Below are 17,123 nucleotides of genomic sequence, written 5' to 3'. Positions count from 1 at the left end.
TGAGGCTAAGGAAGAACTTCAGGATATGTTCTCCAGGAGGTACTCCTAATGGTTTACACAAAATTATTGACACAACCTGGCTTTGTAAACTCTATTGATTTCTCAAACGAGGGAAGTTATCTGATTTCAGCAGGGAAAGGAGGAGCGGTTGTAAAATACAATTTTGCTTTTTAGGAACTATGGATTTTTGTTCACATCTAATGCTAATAATTCTACAGAAACAAAGGGGTAGATTACTGCCCCTTTATAAGATTAACGCCTTTCTGTATTAGTTTTTCTACTTCTTCCGGTGTTGGTGCTTCTGCGTATGTTCTGAATACCGGTTCTGTTCCTGATGGTCTGAATAGGAGCCATGAATCATCTTCAAATATCAGTTTTAAGCCATCTATTGTTAGAGCTTTTTTAACCTTTTTCCCTTCTACTTCCTCAGGTGGATTTTCTTTAAGTTTATTAAGAACAGCTTTTTCTTCTTCTGAAACCGGAAGGTCGATTCTTCTGTAATATGCGTTTCCGTACCTTTCAAACAGTTCTTCTACCATTTCAGAAAGACTTTTGCCTTCAACCAGCATTTTTTCAATAATGAACAATCCCATAAGAAGTCCGTCTCTTTCGGGTAGATAATCCATAAGGGCATAACCGCCGCTCTCTTCGCCGCCGAAGAGAACTTTCCTTTCACGCATTACTTCTGTTATGTTTTTAAATCCAACAGGTGTTTCAATAAGTTCTATTCCAAAGTCTTCGCAAACTCTATTGACCAGATATCCTGTTGATACAGTTTTTACAACGCAGCCGCCTCTAAATCCTTTGTTTTTAAGCACATGAAGGAGTATCAAGGCATACACTATCTGCGAGTTTACAAAATTCCCGTTTTCATCAACTATGCCAACCCTGTCACCATCTCCATCGTTTGCTATGCCTATGTCAGCACCTACTGCTCTTACTTTTTCCATTAAAGATTTTATGTTCTTTTCAACGATGGGTTCAGGATGTTTATTGTCAAATAAGGGATCTCTGTAACTATGTATCTCTGTAACTTCTGCTTTTGTTCCTTCTAAAGCCTGTGAGATAAATCCTTGCTGTGCACCGAACATAGGGTCGTGAACAATCTTTACCGCTCTTTCTTTAAAGAGTGACAAATCAATCTGATTTCTCACACCTTCAATGTAAGGTGTGTTTATGTCTTCTGTTTTAACTTCACCGATTTTTCTTTCTGCACTTTCTACATCGGGAAGGTGTTTTTCTATTCTCTTTACGTAAGCTGTCGTTGCTGCTCCACCAAACGATTCTTTTACCTTGTAACCGTTGTATTTGCCGTAATTATGAGAAGCTGTGATAACGATTCCGTTGTCAAAGTTCATGTATTTTGTTGCGAAAGATACCGCCGGTGTTGGTGAAAACGTGTCTGCAAGGACGACTTCAAATCCTTCACCGGATAGAGTTTCAGCCACAAACTTTCCAAATTCCGGTGATAAAAAGCGCATGTCATATCCGACGATAATTCTTTTAGCACCATCTTCTTTTAAAACTTTTGCGTGGGCTTGGGTTACTTTTCTTAAATTTTCAAATGTAAAATCATCGGCTATTACCCCTCTCCATCCGTCAGTTCCGAATTTGATTGTCACTTGATTCCTCCGGGATTTTTAGATTTATTATACAAATAATGGAATAATCATTGTTGTTTTTTTAAAGATTTTAAAATAGGGAAGACATTGTGGTTTTAAATTGCGGGAATTAAGAAAAAGGGCGGAAAGCTCCGCCCGCCTTAATCAGTCAAGAACAAAGATATCAAGGAATTTTCTTATTCTGTCGTCTCCAATAGAGTAGAGAACTTTTGTTCCCTCTTTTCTGAAGTTAAGGATTCCCAGCTCCTTCATGATACCAACGTGCTGAGAAACCTTTGGCTGAGAAATGCCAAGAGCTTCTTTTAGGTCTTTTACACATTTTTCACCGTCAGAAAGAAGCATCAGGATTGCGAGCCTCTCCGGATGTCCGAGGACTTTGATTACTTCGGCTTTCATTCTAAGTTCCTGCGTGAGAACCATTTTAGAATACCTCCTCTTCTATATTCTCAACGTATATGTTGTTCCACAGTGCACTGAATCTTCCATATCTGTTCCCGTCCCACTTGTTAGACGGTATTCCAAGTTCTGCCCTTTCTAGGGTAGTCTCTATGTTTTTCTTTAATATCTCTTTAGCCATATTTTCAACTCTGAGTATCTCCTCTTCTCCAGCCTCTTTCACCTCAAAAGAAACGTTATCGAAAAGTCCTTGTGCTCTATCGCTTCTAACGAAGCACAGGGAATAACCGTTGTCAAAGCAGGGAACGAATGTGACATCGCTTCCCCGTGAGCTTAAATTCATGCAAACTTTACAACCTTCGTTAACGTAAAAATAATACTCTTCTGGTGAAAATGCAAATAATTTTGATGATTTTATATAAATTTTACCTTTATTAATGAAAATTTCATTTATTCTTCCTGATTTATTGCCTTTTTCTTTAAGAAGGCATTTGATTCCTTCCATTGAAGCAGCTCCAATACAGAAGATTCCAATTTTTAGTGCGAATTTTAGTGCAGTAAAGTTGTAGCCGATGCCGAAATATTGCATCTTATTTATGCCGTCGAGGACGCAGGAATGTCCGACAACTGCGACTTTCTCAAAAGAATATTTTTGAGTTATTTCTTTTAGAATGGAGTTTTGTCCTCCGTGGACGAAGAAAAATTGCTCATTGCCGCGGAGTTCTTCCTTTGATTTTATGAATATAGGTGTAGTAACTGTAAAACCCTTTTTTTCCCGAACGGTTGTTCCTATTACGCTATCAATCAATCCTTTATCAAAAGCCGATTCCAGAAGTACCCTTAAGTTATCTTTCGGAGTTGTGTTTTTGCCGGCTTTTATTAGAAAGGCTTTTTTAAATTTTCCGAGAATAAATTGTCTGTTAAGCCTTAACATTTTGCCTCCTTATCCGTAAACCGGCTGAGGGTATGGTTTGAATGATTGCGGACAGGCAGCAAGGCATGAGCCGCAGCTTACACAAAATAGTCTATTGAATTGAGGTCTCTGTGTTCTTTTACTGAATTCAAGGGCTCTTGTTGGACAGGCAGAAACACATGTACCACAGCCAGTGCAGAGCCCTTTGTTCACTACTTCTGTAAGGATGTCATACCCACAGGCAAATGTTGAGAATACCATGAATTCAAACGGTCTTAAGAAATCCTCGTTTATCTCAAGTAATGCAAGGAGAAACTTATACAAAAGGTTAGGATTTGGAGGGCATCCCGGAATAACATATTTGATTTTGTTCCTTAAAAAGGCGATTTCTGTTATGGGAATTGATGCCTGATGGGAAGGTTGCGGTGCCTGGGCACCTGTGTTTAATCTTCTTATTCCCCCAAATGCGGCACATCCACCTACGGCTACTATCATATCTGCTTTTTGGTATATTTCTTTAAGTAGTCTAATGTGAGGCTTAAAACCTATGGAGAAAGTGCCTTCAACGAAAGCAACGTTTATTTTAGGAATCTCTTTGTTGTTTGTAAGTAGATTTGAATAGGCTATTTCTACAGTATCAAGAACATCTGCTAACTCGTCAAACATATCAAGGAAAGCTATTTGACACCCTGAACAGCTTGAAAGATGAAAGAAACCAACTTTAACTTTTATATCTTCTTTAAATTCAAAGTTATCAAATGAATAAACCAACTTTCTCCCCGTTAGTGTGTTGCACAGGCGATACAAGGATCGTACGCCCGCACCACCATCTCAGCATATTCAACTTTTTCGCCTTTAAGCGCTTCTGCAATGGCTAACATATTTATAGCAGTAGGTACAACAATCTTATAATATGTAATCTTTCCACTTTTATCAACTCTTACCTGGTGAATATTCACGCCTCTTGGTGCTTCAACAATTCCGTTGCCTGTTGTCTGTCCGTCGGAAACAGGAAATTCTCTATTCCATAATTCTTTATTAAAAGTGTTTTCTTCAAGTATTGTTTTCATCTTCTTTAAAGTAGATATGATTTCTTCTGCTCTTAGTATGTGGAGTTCTTTTATGCCTCCCGATGGTTTTAAACCTTCTTTTTTAACCTTTCTGGCTCGAACGCCTGTTTCAACGGCTCTTCCTTTTACCTTTACGAGGGTGTTTGTTGCTTCTCTTTTAAAAGGAAACTCTGAAAAAACTTCCTGGGGATACAGTTCTTTTATCTCTTCTGGATTGAAATCTTCAGCTATGAAAAAGTCAAGGTTATGAGAGCCAAGATTATCAGGCAGATTCCGTTTTTTCCAGATATGATTTATGTAATCGATGAACCTTTTGGTTTCTTTTTCCGCCAGAGGGATAGTTTCGTCAGCGAGTTTTATAAGTCTTTCTCTTACAGATTCATCTATCGATGAGGATATTCCGCCGACAACGATATTGGGAGGATGGACAAATTCCCCACCTATGATTTCCATTATTGTTGAAATATTTTTTCTGATACGTTGAACGCCTTTTATAAATTCGAATCGTTCGTCTTTGTCTTCAAACATGTTTCCCGATATGACAATGTGATGAAGCAGGTGATTATAGACTCTTACGGTGAGGTTAAGGGCTTCTCTCAACTTCTCTGCAGCTTCTGGAACTTCGATGTTGCAGGCATCTTCTATGGCTTTTGCCGCCGCTATGCTGTGAACTGCCTGGCACATGCCGCATATTCTTGTTGCGGCAACCGTTGCAAAGGGGGCTTCCTTGTCAAGGAGTAGAGTTTCAAATCCTCTTACTGGAACAAGTGCGTAGTAGTAACCTTCAACGATAATGCCCTTTTCAACCTTTAGAACCAGCTTTGAGCATCCTTCGGTAAGTGGAATCGGCTCTATCTCAATCCTCTTTATCACAGGTTTTCTCCTTGAGTTCTTTAAGTGTTTCTTCTACCTTTTCAAGTGTTGTTCCTGCGTCAATGTAAAGTGTTTTATCCGGTGTGAATGTTGCTCCTTTTTCCTTTATGTATTTCACCAGACGGTCAGGTGATATGTTTACCTCGTCACTAAATTTAAGTATCAACCTTCCTGAAGGGGTAAGAGAAAGTTCCGTTACGCCTAACTCTTTTGCCAGCTTTTTGATTTTAAATAGCTTGAATGTATTTACAACGGGATCGGGAATTGGTCCGTAGAGTTCTTTCATCTTATCAAGAAGTTCTGAGGGATTTTCTGTTGATGAAAGTTCTGCATACACTTTTAGTCTCTCTTTTGAATCCTCTATATAGTCTTCAGGGATGAAAGCTTCAACAGGGATGTTTAGCTTAATGTCTTTCTCTTTTTCCCTTTCTTCTACAACTTCTGAAAAAAGTTTTAAGTAGAGGTCAAGTCCCACAGAGTTGATGTAACCGCTCTGTTGAGGTCCTAAAAGGTTTCCGGCACCTCTTATCTCAAGGTCTTTTAGTGCTAACTGGAATCCACCGCCAAGCTGGGATACCTTTTTAACGGCTTCCAGTCTTTTTACAGCATCTTTTGTAAGCTTTGCCTTAGGTGAGATGAGGAGATAACAGTAGCCTTTTTCTATGCCTCTTCCGACTCTTCCCTTTAACTGGTAGAGCTGGGATAGTCCGAAGTTTTCCGCACCGATAACGATTAAAGTGTTTGCTGAAGGTATATCAAGTCCGGACTCGACGATGGAAGTTGCTATCAGGATTTTCGTTTCACCGTTTACAAAACGGTGCATGATTCTCTCTATCTTGTCTGCCCTCATCTGTCCGTGAATGATTTCTGAGGGAACGTTAGGGAAAAAGGATTCTATTTTCTGTTTAATTTCTTCAAGGGAAGATATATCGTTGTGGACAATAAACACCTGTCCGTTTCTTTCAAGCTCCCGCTCTATTGCCGTTTTCAGGATTTTATCTGTGTATTTCATCACGGCAACTTTTGTTCCCTTTCTGCCGACGGGGGGCGTTTCAATAACCGATATGTCTCTGAATCCCGATATGGCTGAGTAGAGGGTTCTCGGTATCGGCGTTGCAGATAGATAAAGGACGTCAAGGTTTTTCTTTAGGGATGTTAGTTTCTCTTTTGTTTTAACGCCGAACTTGTGTTCTTCATCTATTATCAAAAGTCCTAAATTTTTAAATTCAACGTCAGGAGAGGTTAACCTGTGGGTGCCGATTATTATGTCTATTTCACCGTTTTTAAGTTTTTCAAGTATCTCTTTTTGTTCTTTCTTAGTTCTGAATCTTGATAGAAGCTCAATCGTTACAGGAAAGTTTTTAAATCTCTTTTTGAACGTTCTGTAGTGCTGTTCTGCAAGTATCGTTGTCGGTGCAAGGAGTGCAACCTGCTTTCCTGCGGATACCGCTTTCATCGCGGCTCTCATGGCAACTTCCGTCTTTCCGAAACCGACATCACCGCATATGAGTCTGTCCATCGGCTTTTCCGATTCCATGTCCCGGTAAACGTCTCTTATGGCTTTTAGCTGGTCTTCTGTCTCTTTAAACGGAAACGCTTTTTCAAACGCCTTTAATATCTCCGGATTTCCAACAATAGATTCGCCGGTTGCCGTTTTTCTCTCTTTGTAAAGCTCTGCAAGTTCTTTGGCAAACTTTATTAGGGAGGCTTTTATCCGTCTTTCAAGATTTTTCCAGGATGTTCCGCCTAACTTGTCGAGTTTCGGCTTTTTCCCTTTGTAACCTGAATACGGATAGATTCTGTCTATCTGCGTAAACGGGGCGAAAAGTTTTTCGCCACCTGCATACTCTATTTCGACAAAGTCAAACTTTTTATTTGCTATCTTTCTACTGGTTATTCCTTTGAATATTCCTATACCGTAGTCTCTGTGAACGACAAGTTCACCTGGCGAAAGGGTTAAAACAGACTTTTCCTTAAACGGTGAGAAAACTTCTATTTCGCACAAGTGAGAGAAAGACTGTTCTTTTATCCTGTATCCGCCTGCGGAAATGCCTTTTTCAAAGGTGATTTTAAGGTTTAACGTTTTTTGGAGTTTCTCAATCTCTTCTTTCAGGCTTTCGGTTGAATAGATTACTCTTATCGTGTCTTTAGAAACAGATTTAAGAATTTCTTCGGCTTCAACAACGTCAAGGTTAGGGAGAGGTGCTAAATTAAAGTCGGCGTCACTTTCCCCTTTTTCCACTATCGTGATTGAAGGTTCAGGAAGTTCATCCGAAACAAAACCTTCAACTTTTGAGTGAGGATATCCTTCCCGCTCAAGGATTTTCGCTTCATTTTCCAGTTCTCTTATGAAATCCTCTTTTATCGCTTTACATTGAAAAGGTTCAACCATAACAATCTGGTAGCCTTCAATGTATTCCTTTAAAGGCACTAACTTGAAAAAATCTGGCAGGAGCTTTTCCGCTCCGCTTAAAGAAGGGAAGAGAAAGTGTTTTTCATAAACTTCTGGATATATATTTTCAAGGCTTTTAAGCCTATTTCTGTCAGGTACCATCTCAAATAGAGGGAAAATTGTAATCTCTCCTTTTTCTTTTCCGTTTACCGTTATCTTCTCAACGGTATCGCCGAAAAACTCAACGATTACCTTTCCTTCAGGTGTGTTGACGTTAAGGGTATCACCTTTTAGCAGGAATTCTCCTTCTTCTGCATCTGCTTCAACTCTGGTAAAACCCCCTTTGCTTAAGGCTTTTTCAAGTTCTTCCCTTTGGATTTCTTTATCCTTTTCAATGGTCAGAGAATACTCTATTATCTCTTCCGGTGAAAGGACTTTTTGAAGATAACCTTTAACGCTTGTTACCAGAATTTCAAAGTTTTCTTCAAGTAACCTGAAAAGGGAGGAGAATCGTTTATACTGAACAGACGGAGAAGGTGATGCAAGCTCAAAAGGTGATGAATCCCACGGTGGTATGAAAACAGCGTTAATTCTCTCTCTTAAAAGGTCTGCATATAGTGCTTCAGCGAGGGGTTCTGTTGGTGCTATCAGAATGAATTTTTCTTTAGTCGCCGTGTGAAGTTCTTTTAAAAACAGGGCTTTTGCACCACCCGGTAGTCCTGAGCAGGTAACCTTGCATTCCGTTTTTAGCTTTCCTTTTACAACTTTCAGTAGCCTTTTATCGAGCATTGTTTTATTTTTACCTCTGAAATATTTGTGCATGATTATATTTACGCTTTTTTGAAGGTGCAAGGGGCGTGTAAAGTGGTTGAGAATCTTTTTTTGGTTATAATATTTCTAATTTCTCTTTTTGCAATTGTCAGGATAAGTACTGGAAAATGTCCTAAGTGTAGCAGGAAGGGATGTCCTTTAAACAGAAGGAGAAAGTAGATGGACAGATTAGAAGAGCTCAGAAAGCAGATTGATGAAATAGATAAACAGCTGATAGAGCTTTTAAGCAAAAGGGCGCAGTTTGCAAAAGAAGTCGGAGAAGTTAAGAGAGAAAAGGGATTGCCGTTTTACGTCCCTGAAAGGGAAGCAAAGATTCTGATAAAGCTTGAGGAGATGAACAAGCAGTTCGGCGTTCTTCCACCTCAATCAATAAGGGCTATTTTCAGGGAGATAATATCTGCCTGCCGTGCTCTTGAAGAACCTACAAAAGTTGCTTTTCTTGGTCCTTTTGCAACGTTTACTCATCTTGCGGCTCTTAAACATTTTGGCACCTCTTCGGATTTAAGGCCTATGGCTTCAATAACCGACGTTTTTGAAGAGGTGGAAAAAGGAAGGGCTGATTACGGTGTTGTTCCGGTTGAAAATTCAATAGAGGGTATCGTTAACTATACCGTTGACATGTTTCTTGATACGGAACTTAAAATATGTGGTGAGATTTTTGTTCCTGTTAACCTTCACCTTCTAAGTCAGGAAGCTTCTTTAAAAGACATTAAAAAGGTTTATTCCCACCGTCATGCAATAGCTCAGGCAAAGAAGTGGCTGATGGAAAATCTGCCGGATGCCGAAATTGAAGAAGTTTCAAGCACTGCAAAAGCTGCAGAGTTGGCAAGCAGGGAAAAAGGTGTTGCCGCCGTTGCAAGTGAGGCAGCGGCACTACTTTACGATTTAAATATTCTTGAGAAGAACATTCAGGAAATTTCTCAAAACTTTACGAGATTTCTTGTCGTTGGTATGAAAGATTCTGAGTCACCTACCGGTAACGACAAAACGTCAATAATGTTTAGCACAAAGCACGTTGCAGGTGCTTTATTCCAAGCTTTGAAGCCGTTTGCTCTTTATGATGTTAACTTAAGTAAAATAGAGTCAAGGCCCACAAAGAAACGTCCGTGGGAGTATGTATTTTTTGTTGATATGGACGGCCATAGACTTGAACCGAAAGTAAAGAAAGCTCTTGAAGAGGTAGCCCAGGGCACTTCTTTCATGAAGATTTTAGGTTCATATCCAAAAGGATTCAAGGAGTAAGTATGTCTCTTCAGAAGAAAGCCACCGTTATAGCAAGTTCCGTTGCGGCGGTGCTTGTTGTAATAAAACTTTTTGTTGGTATCGTGAGCGGTTCCGTTTCCGTCCTTGCATCTGCAATTGATTCGATTCTTGATATTTTTGTTTCTCTTTTCAATTACTTTGCCATACACAACGCAGAAAAACCTCCCAGTGAAAAGTTTAACTACGGACTCGGAAAAATAGAAGCACTTGCCGCTGTTATAGAAGGCTTGATTATTACGGTATCCGGTATTTTCATAATGTATCAGGGCATTATGAAAATAATTCATAACAAACCGGTAACCCACCTTGGAACTTCCCTCATTGTTATGATTGTCTCCATCGTCTTAACAGGAGGACTTGTCCTTTTTCTTGAATATGTTGCTAAAAAAACGGGAAACCTTGTTGTAAAATCAGACGCCCTTCACTATAAAACAGACCTACTTTCAAACTCTGCTGTTCTTCTATCACTTGCCATTGTATATTTTACAAAGTTTTACGCAATTGACGGATTTTTCGGCATTGCTATAGCTTTTTACATTATTTATTCTGCTTATGAATTGATAAAAGAAGGTATTTTGATACTGATGGATGTTGCCCTTGAAGATGAAACTGTTGAAAAGATAGTGCAAATTATAGAGTCAACACCTAAGGTAACTAGCTACCATTTTCTGAAAACGCGAAAGGCAGGTCCTTTTAACTTTGTTGATGTTCACCTTGTCTTTAATCCCGAAATCTCACTGAAAGAGGCTCACGATATATCAGATCAGGTTGAGAAAAGGATAAAACAGATAGATCCCGATAAGAGATGGGAAGTTACGATACACCTTGACCCGACTGATGACTCCTGCCTTCATGATACCGATGGCTGCTCAGAAGGAGAAAAATGAAAGAGATATTTCATCCGCCGGTTCTTTTAAATGAATCCATTGAGTTTTTAAAGGCTGAGGAAGGGGGAATTTTTGTTGACGCTACCCTTGGTGGAGGCGGTCATACCGAGGCGATACTTGAGGCAAATCCTCAAAACAAAGTTATAGCTATAGATAGAGATGAAGAGGCAATAGATAGGGCTATAAAGAAGCTTGAGCGGTTTGGCAACAGATTTTCTGTTTATCATGCAAACTTTGCACAGATAGGTGTTGTTCTTGATGAAGAAGGAATAGATTTTGTTGATGGTATCCTTTTTGATCTTGGCGTTTCCCACTTCCAGTTAAGGGGGGACAGGGGATTCTCTTTCTGGAAGGACGCTCCTCTCGATATGAGGATGAACAGAAGCCAGAAGCTAACGGCAGCTGATGTTGTTAATACTCTATCGGAGAGAGACTTGGCGAACATCATATACCGATACGGCGAGGAGAGATTTTCAAGGAAGATAGCAAGAGAAATAGTAAAGAGACGAAAAGAAAAGCCGATAAAGACGACCCTTGAGCTTGCAAAAATAGTTGAATTTGTAATACCTAAAAAGCTCTGGGCTGGAAAAAAGAAGCATCCTGCCACCAAAACCTTTCAGGCGATAAGAATCTACGTTAACAAAGAGTTTGAAAGTATAGAAGAAGCGATTCCCGAGGCGGTTGATAGGTTAAAACCTGGAGGGAGGATTGTTGTTATCACCTTTCACTCTCTTGAAGATAGAATAGTAAAGAAACTTTTAAAAGAGAGAGAAGACCTTAAAATAATTACTAAAAAGCCTGTTCTGCCGTCAGAAAGTGAAGTAGCAGCAAATCCTGCCGCAAGGAGTGCAAAGCTAAGGGCGGCTGAGAAAAGGGTCCCGTAAAGTTTAGAAATTGAAGCAAAGTGTTTAAGTTGACTTTTTTTCAAGGATTTCTTTTACTACTTTTTGTATGAAATTTTCGGGAACCGTTTCTATAAGGAACGGAGAAACCGAAAGTTTTTGTAAAGTATTTAATATCCCTTCGCTCTTTACAACTTCCTGCAAGTAAGCTGCCCTTTTTCTTAAGGTTTCTTCCTTTTTTTTTAAGAAATTCCTGAGAATCAGTCTGGTGCTTTCGGTTTTTAATGAATCTTTTAAAACAATATAAGCATCCAAAAAATCTCTTATTTTTAAGCTTTCCGTTCTGTAAAAGAATTTTTTGACGAGTATTTCTTCCGGTTGCTCTACAAATATTTCCATGTTTAAATCCAATGTTTTTTTAACAGGCAGTTTCCCGCTTAAATTTGGCGCAACTATAAAGTCTATTTCTCTGTTTTCTACCGATATTTTTACAAAAGTGGAAGATTCTTTGTAATCAGTAGCTATGCTTTCGGCGTATTCGTTAAGTCTTGGAGATAACATTGTGATGTATTGAGGATTTGCAAGAAATATATCAACATCTTTGCTTTCTCTGTGCCAGTACCGGAACATTAAAGCACTGCCGCCTCCGAAACTCCATTCATTATAAGGAATTCCGGCAGTTTTTAGACAGCTTATTGCCTTGTTTAGTAAATCAAGAATTTCTAATTTCCACTTTAAAATATGTTCCATAATTCCTCTAATTCTTCATTGCGGAACTTTGACTTTATATATCTATCATAATATTTTTTTAACTCTTTCATGTCTATTTCGTGTTTTTCACAAAACGACACAACCATGGGAACAGGAACTTCGGAAAAGAAAACCTCTACCTGTTCGTTTAAAGGATAGCTTTTTGGAAAAATTTGTTCCTTTATAAGTTTAGCAAGCTTTTCCTCTGTTAGTCCTTTTCTGTATGCACGGTTAATTGTAACTATCAAAGGATCCATCTTTCCTCCAGCTATAATAATTTACCATAATCCTTTCTACCAGTCTGGTATGTCTCTTAAGGAATTTCTTTCCCGCTTAAGGTAAGTTTGATAAAAATCCGTCTGTATGTGCTCAAATTCCCGGCCTCTTGAAATACTCTTGTGCAGTTTCAATAACATATCTACCTTCTTTTAAGCTCGTTTGCCGTTACAATCATTGCGCTTCCAGAAATGCTCTTTATAAGAATATGTCAGTTAGAAGTCTATTTGCTGGCTTTTTGTATTTTCGTCAAATTCTGGTTTATGTGACAGATACAGTCCTATTTTAAGGCTATTATCCTTTTAAAACTTTGATGAAGGAGGATTGATGATTATAAAAACAAGAACGCCCTACCTTGGGAAAAGAAAAATCTGGGTGAGGTTTGTTACATCTTTTGGGGATTTTGAAAAATTCTACGAGGTGAAGACGCATAGTGTGGGGGAAAGAACTTTTCTATACGAGATTGATGATGATTTTCCAGAATGTCTAATAGAACTTATCTTCGGTTATGGAGCAACAATCTGGCGTCGTTAGATGTATAATTTAAAAAGTTTTAACGGGGAGGAGAAATTATGAAAACATTAAAAAGTGATGAGATATACTCTTGCGTGGAATCAATAGTTAAGGAAGCGAAGGAGAGTGTAAAAATTTCCTCTGCCTGGTTAAAGGGGAGTATCGTTGATAAGCTGCTTTCAAATCTTCCTGACAGTGTGGAACTTGAAGTTATACTAAGAGCCTCTGAACTTCAAGATCTTCTCATAACTGACGATTATGTATTCAGAAAGGTAGAAGAAAAGGATGGTCAGGTTTATTTAAACAACAGACTTCATGCAAAATTTATTCTTGTTGACGAGGAAAAAGCGGTTGTAGGTTCTGCAAACTTCACAGGCGCTGGCTTTTCAAACTATGATTCAGGCAATATAGAGGCTGCCGTTTACTATGATATTAACGATGATGAAAAAGAAGTAAAAGAGCTTGTTTCATACTTTGAACAGATAAAAAGTGATTCTGCAAAGTTTGACGAGAACCTTTTAGGTTTTGCGATAAATCCTGTTAAATCCCGCTCTTTTGAGTTTATTCTCATTGAACCTGAACTAAAAGAGCAGTCTTATGTTGAAGTTAGACGCAGTGAAGGCACAATCCTTGCCAAGATTGTGACAATTTACTCCTACGATATGGGATTTTTTGCCAATCCATTTTCTGCCGGTGAATCACCGGTTTTTGGTTCTGTTGATACGTTTAAAACCTTGTTTACAGGGAGGAAAGGAAAAGAATGGAAAAAGGCTGCCGTGTGGTCTTACCTTAACGAGAACAGCGACAGGGTAAGAGTTGCCGTTGCAGAAGTTTTAGGAATTGTAAAAAATGGAAAGCTTGAGACGAACATGGAACCTTTTGATGTGGGAGAACCTGTTTACCTTGCATCTTCAGATACTATAAGAAACCTTGTAAAAAGGACTTTTTCAGGTAGAAGTATGACTTATCCCGTCAAAGTGGGAACATTAGAAGACAGTGACCAGGAAGTTTTTATTGACGGCAAAGAGATAATAACGAAACACATGCTAATTTTGGGCACAACAGGTTCAGGGAAAAGCCACTTCACAAAAATTTTCCTCTCACGGTTTTTAAAAGATTATCCCGTTCAAACCTTCATCTTTGATCCTCACGGCGAGTATTACGATGAACTTTCAGACTCCCTTTCTCAGGAAGACATTATGCATGTTGTTTTTGAAGAAACCCTATTTCCCATCCACCCTGATGAGGTGGAATGGCTTGTGAAAGAGGCAGGATTTTCTTACCTTGTAAGCGGTAATTCCGGACTTGCAAGAGACAATAAAGCCTGCCTTTCAAGTCTTATAAAGCCATCCCTTAAAAGAACTGTATTTAAAGATGAAAATCTTTTGGACATTCTTTCAAAACTGGAAGATGAGGTAGAGGAAGAAATAGAAACCTCAAACGGAAAGCCGAAAAAGGTTAAAAAGCGTGTTTCTGCAGGTGTTGAGAAAGAGGCGGTAGAGATTTTTGGAGAGGAAGTTTTAACCACTCAGGTAGAAACTTACAATCAGCTTATTTCAGCCGTTGAAAGCTCTAAAAAAGTTGTTGTTTTCAACTTTTCCCGCATAACCGATCCCGTTACGAGGGTAAATATTGCAGGCCTTGCCATGCAGGAGCTCTTCAATCAGAACAAAGAACATAAGAGAGAAAGACTTATAGTCCTTGAAGAAGCTCACAACTTTGCACCTGAAGGAAGCTACGGCGACGTTTCAGCAGGAAAAGACAACCTTGCCCTTACCATGGCAAGAAAAATAGCGTCAGAAGGAAGAAAATTTAACCTTGGGCTTGTTGTAATCACTCAGAGGCCTGCGCAGGTCAGCAAGTATGTTCTATCACAGGCAAACACTCAAGCAATGTTTAGAACAATGAACGTTTCAGACCTTGCCGCCGTTGAAACCTATGTAGAATTTGCCGGAAGAGATTTGATAAACCTTCTGCCCTCCCTTCAAACCGGAATGGGAATCCTGAGCGGTTTAGGTGTGCCTTTTCCGGTAGTGGTGGAGGTGGACGGTTGAGGCTAGAATATTAAAATTAAGGTAACGATTAAATTCATAGAGATGCTTGAAAAACGATCTTTTAGCAAGAGGTGAATCTTGAGAGAGAAAAAGACAATATGCAGTGGCTATTCGCAGAGAGCTATATACGAACCGTTTGCATATCTTTCAAAATTGGCAGTATATCCAAACGGTTCGGATATGAACGAGTTAGACGAAATAATATAGGAGGCTAAAATCATGAAAACTTTATTGAAGTATGTTATGTGTTTACTAGTCTTATTGGGAGGTACAAGTATGATAAACGCACAAGAAAAACCACCATTGCTGAATTCACCTGTAAAACAAAGATCAGCGGTTCCCCCTGCTCCTGAACAAACTCCACCACCTAGACAGGTTCCTCCACCTGTTCCTGGACAGATTCCGCCACCTCCTCCTTTTTCTGGTCCTGTTTCGCAAGCTATTTTAAACAATGCCAAACTCGCGGTAAACTCTGCCCAAAAGATAAAGCCATATCTAACTCCAGGCAAAATTTGGATAGTTCGTGCTCCAAGAGGGGAGGTTGAAGTAAAAGGAGCAATATTATACGATGGCGCCGTTGTAGGGGTTATAAATTTTGACCCAGCAACAGGTACAGAGCTCCCTAAAGGGTACCATTCAATATCCTTCCAAACAATTGTTCCAATGTCCAATGTAAAGCAGTTACTTACTGATATTGTGAAGAATTTAGAAATTCTGGACGGTGCCGAATTCAGAGAACCAGAATCCTGTTGGGTAATTCCTGTAGCCTACAAAGGTAAAATTATTACAGAATTCAAGGTTTACTATGATGGAGTCCATATAGTTCCCGACTATCGAGCTCAGCAGGAAATGAATGCTTTTGGTAAATGATAGAATGAAAGATTTACTTCGCCTAACAGACGGATATGTGGCTCGCTCACGCTCGCCCAAATTTCCCTACGGGAAACTTCGCATGTCCGCAGTCCGTTATCGGAAATCGCCATGAAACATAAAAAGAGGTGGTAAGATGATTGAGATAAAAGATATATTGCATCTGTTGGGGGATGAACTGAAAGATGGAACAGAACAAGTGAATAGATTTAGAGAATTCATTGAAAAGGAGAAATGGCCTACTGAACAAATAAAAAAATGGCTTGATGAATGCATAAGTGAGAGTAAAGGCGCGCATGATCCGTATAATAGGGCATTTCAAGATTTGATTGTTTCTTTAGGGCGAAGATTAGGATTTGAAATAAAGTATGGAAGATATATGGGAAAGTCAGGAGAAGAAAATTATGACGGGATTTGGAAAAGAGAAAATGGAGATATGATAGTTCTGGAAGTAAAAACCAGCACTTGGCCTATTGGGAGTGTGAGTCAACTTGGAGATTATCTTGAAGAACTATCTAAACAGGAAGGAGTTAAAAATATTTTTGGGTTATATGTCATAGGCAAGGGTGATGTTCAACCTCTGATTGAGCAAATATTAGGAAGTAAATACAAAGATAGAATGCGTTTAATTCTCTATGATGACCTAATGGAAGTTATAACTCTAAAAGAAGAATTAGAGCCAGTAATAGGAGAGAAACAGGCAATAGAGAAAGTTCAAAATCTTCTTCTACCCATTGAAAGTATTAACATTGGAAATATAGTGAGGCTAATAGTGGAAATAGCCACCACGAAATCAACGGCTGTTGAAGAACAAGTTGAAGAAAAGGAGGAAAAAGAAGTCGCTGAAAGGGAAGAAGAACCATGGACCAAAGCCGAACTTCTCTCATATTTAAAGGATGCAACACCTTATCAACGGATACTCTTGGCGGCCTTAGTACAGGTTGACAAAGAGCCAGCAACAAGCAAACAGGTAATTTTCTTGATGAATGAAATTGCGAAAAGAAGACCTTCCGAAGGTATTGAGTCAAAAATAACAGGAAGGCAGATAGCAGGTGCTCGTGGAGGTTTGAAATTAAGAAGAAAACCACTAAACAAAGAAGATATCATTGAGAGTTCTTGGAGCCATGCAGAAAGAGACTACATATACAAAATAAAGGACGATTACAAGCAAATAGTTATTGACTGGGTAAAAGGTGAAAAATTATGGATAAAAGAAGAAATAGGATAAGTTTAGCGACTTCCGATAACAAGCAGGTATCAGGTTTTGCTACGCTTCGCAAGCTTCAGATACTCGCCAACCGGAGGGCGAAAGTAATAGAGCACTTTCCTGGGGAAGGGAGTGTTATGAAGTTACTTTACTATTTGCTGAAAGAGGAGAATGATAATTTACGTTCACGGGCTCTATCTTGTAAGGATGAGTGGGAAAAGTTTGTTAAATCAAGGGATAAGGAGGTTGCCACTGGGAGACACACTTTAGAGAACACTACCCCTTTTGGTTGTGTCAATAATTTTGTGTAAACCATTAGGAGTACCTCCTGGAGAACATATCCTGAAGTTCTTCCTTAGCCTCA

At 39.1% G+C, this 17,123-nt stretch carries 17 protein-coding genes; 9 read left to right on the top strand and 8 right to left on the bottom strand.

What is annotated here, in order from left to right; all coding sequences use genetic code 11:
• Positions 1 to 48 precede the first annotated feature (48 nt).
• On the top strand, positions 49 to 174 hold the full coding sequence (locus BLW93_RS08915; RefSeq protein ID WP_216818674.1) for a WD40 repeat domain-containing protein: 126 nt from the start codon (positions 49 to 51) through the stop codon (positions 172 to 174).
• Positions 175 to 233: 59 nt separating this feature from the next.
• Here the strand turns inward: BLW93_RS08915 and BLW93_RS07610 are convergent, their stop codons facing one another.
• From BLW93_RS07610 to mfd, 6 genes are all read right to left on the bottom strand, one after another.
• On the bottom strand, positions 234 to 1,622 hold the full coding sequence (locus BLW93_RS07610; RefSeq protein ID WP_076713484.1) for a phosphoglucomutase/phosphomannomutase family protein: 1,389 nt from the start codon (positions 1,620 to 1,622) through the stop codon (positions 234 to 236).
• Positions 1,623 to 1,766: 144 nt separating this feature from the next.
• Positions 1,767 to 2,042 carry an ArsR/SmtB family transcription factor gene (locus BLW93_RS07605; RefSeq protein WP_076713483.1) on the bottom strand — a complete coding sequence of 92 codons (276 nt, stop codon included), beginning with the start codon at positions 2,040 to 2,042 and terminating at the stop codon, positions 1,767 to 1,769.
• A 1-nt stretch (position 2,043) separates the two neighbouring features.
• Positions 2,044 to 2,952: a Coenzyme F420 hydrogenase/dehydrogenase, beta subunit C-terminal domain gene (locus BLW93_RS07600; RefSeq protein ID WP_076713482.1), complete on the bottom strand. Its 909-nt coding sequence runs from the start codon at positions 2,950 to 2,952 to the stop codon at positions 2,044 to 2,046.
• Positions 2,953 to 2,961: 9 nt separating this feature from the next.
• Positions 2,962 to 3,702, bottom strand: coding sequence for an NADH-quinone oxidoreductase subunit B family protein (locus BLW93_RS07595; protein ID WP_076713481.1), 741 nt, complete (start codon positions 3,700 to 3,702; stop codon positions 2,962 to 2,964).
• 11 nt (positions 3,703 to 3,713) lie between these two features.
• Positions 3,714 to 4,874 carry a nickel-dependent hydrogenase large subunit gene (locus BLW93_RS07590; protein ID WP_076713480.1) on the bottom strand — a complete coding sequence of 387 codons (1,161 nt, stop codon included), beginning with the start codon at positions 4,872 to 4,874 and terminating at the stop codon, positions 3,714 to 3,716.
• On the bottom strand, positions 4,858 to 8,055 hold the full coding sequence (gene mfd, locus BLW93_RS07585; protein ID WP_076713479.1) for a transcription-repair coupling factor: 3,198 nt from the start codon (positions 8,053 to 8,055) through the stop codon (positions 4,858 to 4,860). The genes BLW93_RS07590 and mfd overlap by 17 nt, the downstream gene beginning before the upstream one ends.
• Positions 8,056 to 8,256: 201 nt before the next feature.
• Between mfd and pheA the strand changes: the two genes are divergently transcribed.
• From pheA to rsmH, 3 genes are read left to right on the top strand one after another with little or no spacing between them, the layout of a single operon-like run.
• Entirely contained in the window at positions 8,257 to 9,339 is a 1,083-nt protein-coding gene (gene pheA, locus BLW93_RS07580) for a prephenate dehydratase (protein ID WP_076713478.1), read from the top strand.
• Between the two features lie 2 nt (positions 9,340 to 9,341).
• The gene (locus tag BLW93_RS07575) at positions 9,342 to 10,247 is read left to right on the top strand and encodes a cation diffusion facilitator family transporter (RefSeq protein WP_076713477.1); all 906 of its coding nucleotides are present in this window, start codon (positions 9,342 to 9,344) and stop codon (positions 10,245 to 10,247) included.
• A complete protein-coding gene (gene rsmH / locus BLW93_RS07570; RefSeq protein ID WP_076713476.1) occupies positions 10,244 to 11,131 on the top strand; it encodes a 16S rRNA (cytosine(1402)-N(4))-methyltransferase RsmH in 888 nt (295 codons plus the stop codon). The genes BLW93_RS07575 and rsmH overlap by 4 nt, the downstream gene beginning before the upstream one ends.
• A 24-nt stretch (positions 11,132 to 11,155) precedes the next feature.
• Here rsmH and BLW93_RS07565 read toward each other — a convergent pair whose 3' ends face one another.
• Positions 11,156 to 11,839: a nucleotidyl transferase AbiEii/AbiGii toxin family protein gene (locus BLW93_RS07565; RefSeq protein ID WP_076713475.1), complete on the bottom strand. Its 684-nt coding sequence runs from the start codon at positions 11,837 to 11,839 to the stop codon at positions 11,156 to 11,158.
• Positions 11,824 to 12,096: a hypothetical protein gene (locus BLW93_RS07560; protein WP_076713474.1), complete on the bottom strand. Its 273-nt coding sequence runs from the start codon at positions 12,094 to 12,096 to the stop codon at positions 11,824 to 11,826. The genes BLW93_RS07565 and BLW93_RS07560 overlap by 16 nt, the downstream gene beginning before the upstream one ends.
• A gap of 346 nt (positions 12,097 to 12,442) precedes the next feature.
• On the opposite strand from BLW93_RS07560, the gene BLW93_RS07555 reads away from it, so the two are divergent.
• From BLW93_RS07555 to BLW93_RS07530, 5 genes are all read left to right on the top strand, one after another.
• Positions 12,443 to 12,649, top strand: a complete 207-nt coding sequence (locus BLW93_RS07555) for a hypothetical protein (RefSeq protein ID WP_076713473.1) — start codon at positions 12,443 to 12,445, stop codon at positions 12,647 to 12,649.
• Between the two features lie 38 nt (positions 12,650 to 12,687).
• On the top strand, positions 12,688 to 14,682 hold the full coding sequence (locus BLW93_RS08720; RefSeq protein ID WP_078058232.1) for a helicase HerA domain-containing protein: 1,995 nt from the start codon (positions 12,688 to 12,690) through the stop codon (positions 14,680 to 14,682).
• A gap of 276 nt (positions 14,683 to 14,958) precedes the next feature.
• Positions 14,959 to 15,552 carry a hypothetical protein gene (locus tag BLW93_RS07540; RefSeq protein ID WP_076713472.1) on the top strand — a complete coding sequence of 198 codons (594 nt, stop codon included), beginning with the start codon at positions 14,959 to 14,961 and terminating at the stop codon, positions 15,550 to 15,552.
• Between the two features lie 136 nt (positions 15,553 to 15,688).
• Positions 15,689 to 16,780: a hypothetical protein gene (locus tag BLW93_RS07535; RefSeq protein WP_076713471.1), complete on the top strand. Its 1,092-nt coding sequence runs from the start codon at positions 15,689 to 15,691 to the stop codon at positions 16,778 to 16,780.
• Entirely contained in the window at positions 16,756 to 17,070 is a 315-nt protein-coding gene (locus BLW93_RS07530; protein WP_076713470.1) for a hypothetical protein, read from the top strand. Before BLW93_RS07535 ends, BLW93_RS07530 begins: the two co-directional genes overlap by 25 nt.
• Positions 17,071 to 17,123 lie beyond the last annotated feature (53 nt).

The sequence above is a fragment of the Desulfurobacterium indicum genome (assembly GCF_001968985.1).
Classification (GTDB): domain Bacteria; phylum Aquificota; class Aquificia; order Desulfurobacteriales; family Desulfurobacteriaceae; genus Desulfurobacterium_A; species Desulfurobacterium_A indicum.
The sequence above is the reverse complement of the archived record's forward strand: the minus strand, read 5'-3'. Positions and strand labels throughout refer to the sequence as shown.

Coding starts and splice junctions, on each gene's coding strand:
- BLW93_RS07535 (WP_076713471.1), top strand. CDS start 15,689: ATGATTGAGATAAAAGATATATTGCATCTGTTGGGGGATGAACTGAAA.
- BLW93_RS07560 (WP_076713474.1), bottom strand. CDS start 12,096: ATGGATCCTTTGATAGTTACAATTAACCGTGCATACAGAAAAGGACTA.
- BLW93_RS07575 (WP_076713477.1), top strand. CDS start 9,342: ATGTCTCTTCAGAAGAAAGCCACCGTTATAGCAAGTTCCGTTGCGGCG.
- BLW93_RS08915 (WP_216818674.1), top strand. CDS start 49: ATGGTTTACACAAAATTATTGACACAACCTGGCTTTGTAAACTCTATT.
- BLW93_RS07530 (WP_076713470.1), top strand. CDS start 16,756: ATGGATAAAAGAAGAAATAGGATAAGTTTAGCGACTTCCGATAACAAG.
- BLW93_RS08720 (WP_078058232.1), top strand. CDS start 12,688: ATGAAAACATTAAAAAGTGATGAGATATACTCTTGCGTGGAATCAATA.
- BLW93_RS07605 (WP_076713483.1), bottom strand. CDS start 2,042: ATGGTTCTCACGCAGGAACTTAGAATGAAAGCCGAAGTAATCAAAGTC.
- BLW93_RS07555 (WP_076713473.1), top strand. CDS start 12,443: ATGATTATAAAAACAAGAACGCCCTACCTTGGGAAAAGAAAAATCTGG.
- rsmH (WP_076713476.1), top strand. CDS start 10,244: ATGAAAGAGATATTTCATCCGCCGGTTCTTTTAAATGAATCCATTGAG.
- BLW93_RS07600 (WP_076713482.1), bottom strand. CDS start 2,952: ATGTTAAGGCTTAACAGACAATTTATTCTCGGAAAATTTAAAAAAGCC.
- pheA (WP_076713478.1), top strand. CDS start 8,257: ATGGACAGATTAGAAGAGCTCAGAAAGCAGATTGATGAAATAGATAAA.
- BLW93_RS07540 (WP_076713472.1), top strand. CDS start 14,959: ATGATAAACGCACAAGAAAAACCACCATTGCTGAATTCACCTGTAAAA.
- BLW93_RS07565 (WP_076713475.1), bottom strand. CDS start 11,839: ATGGAACATATTTTAAAGTGGAAATTAGAAATTCTTGATTTACTAAAC.
- mfd (WP_076713479.1), bottom strand. CDS start 8,055: ATGCTCGATAAAAGGCTACTGAAAGTTGTAAAAGGAAAGCTAAAAACG.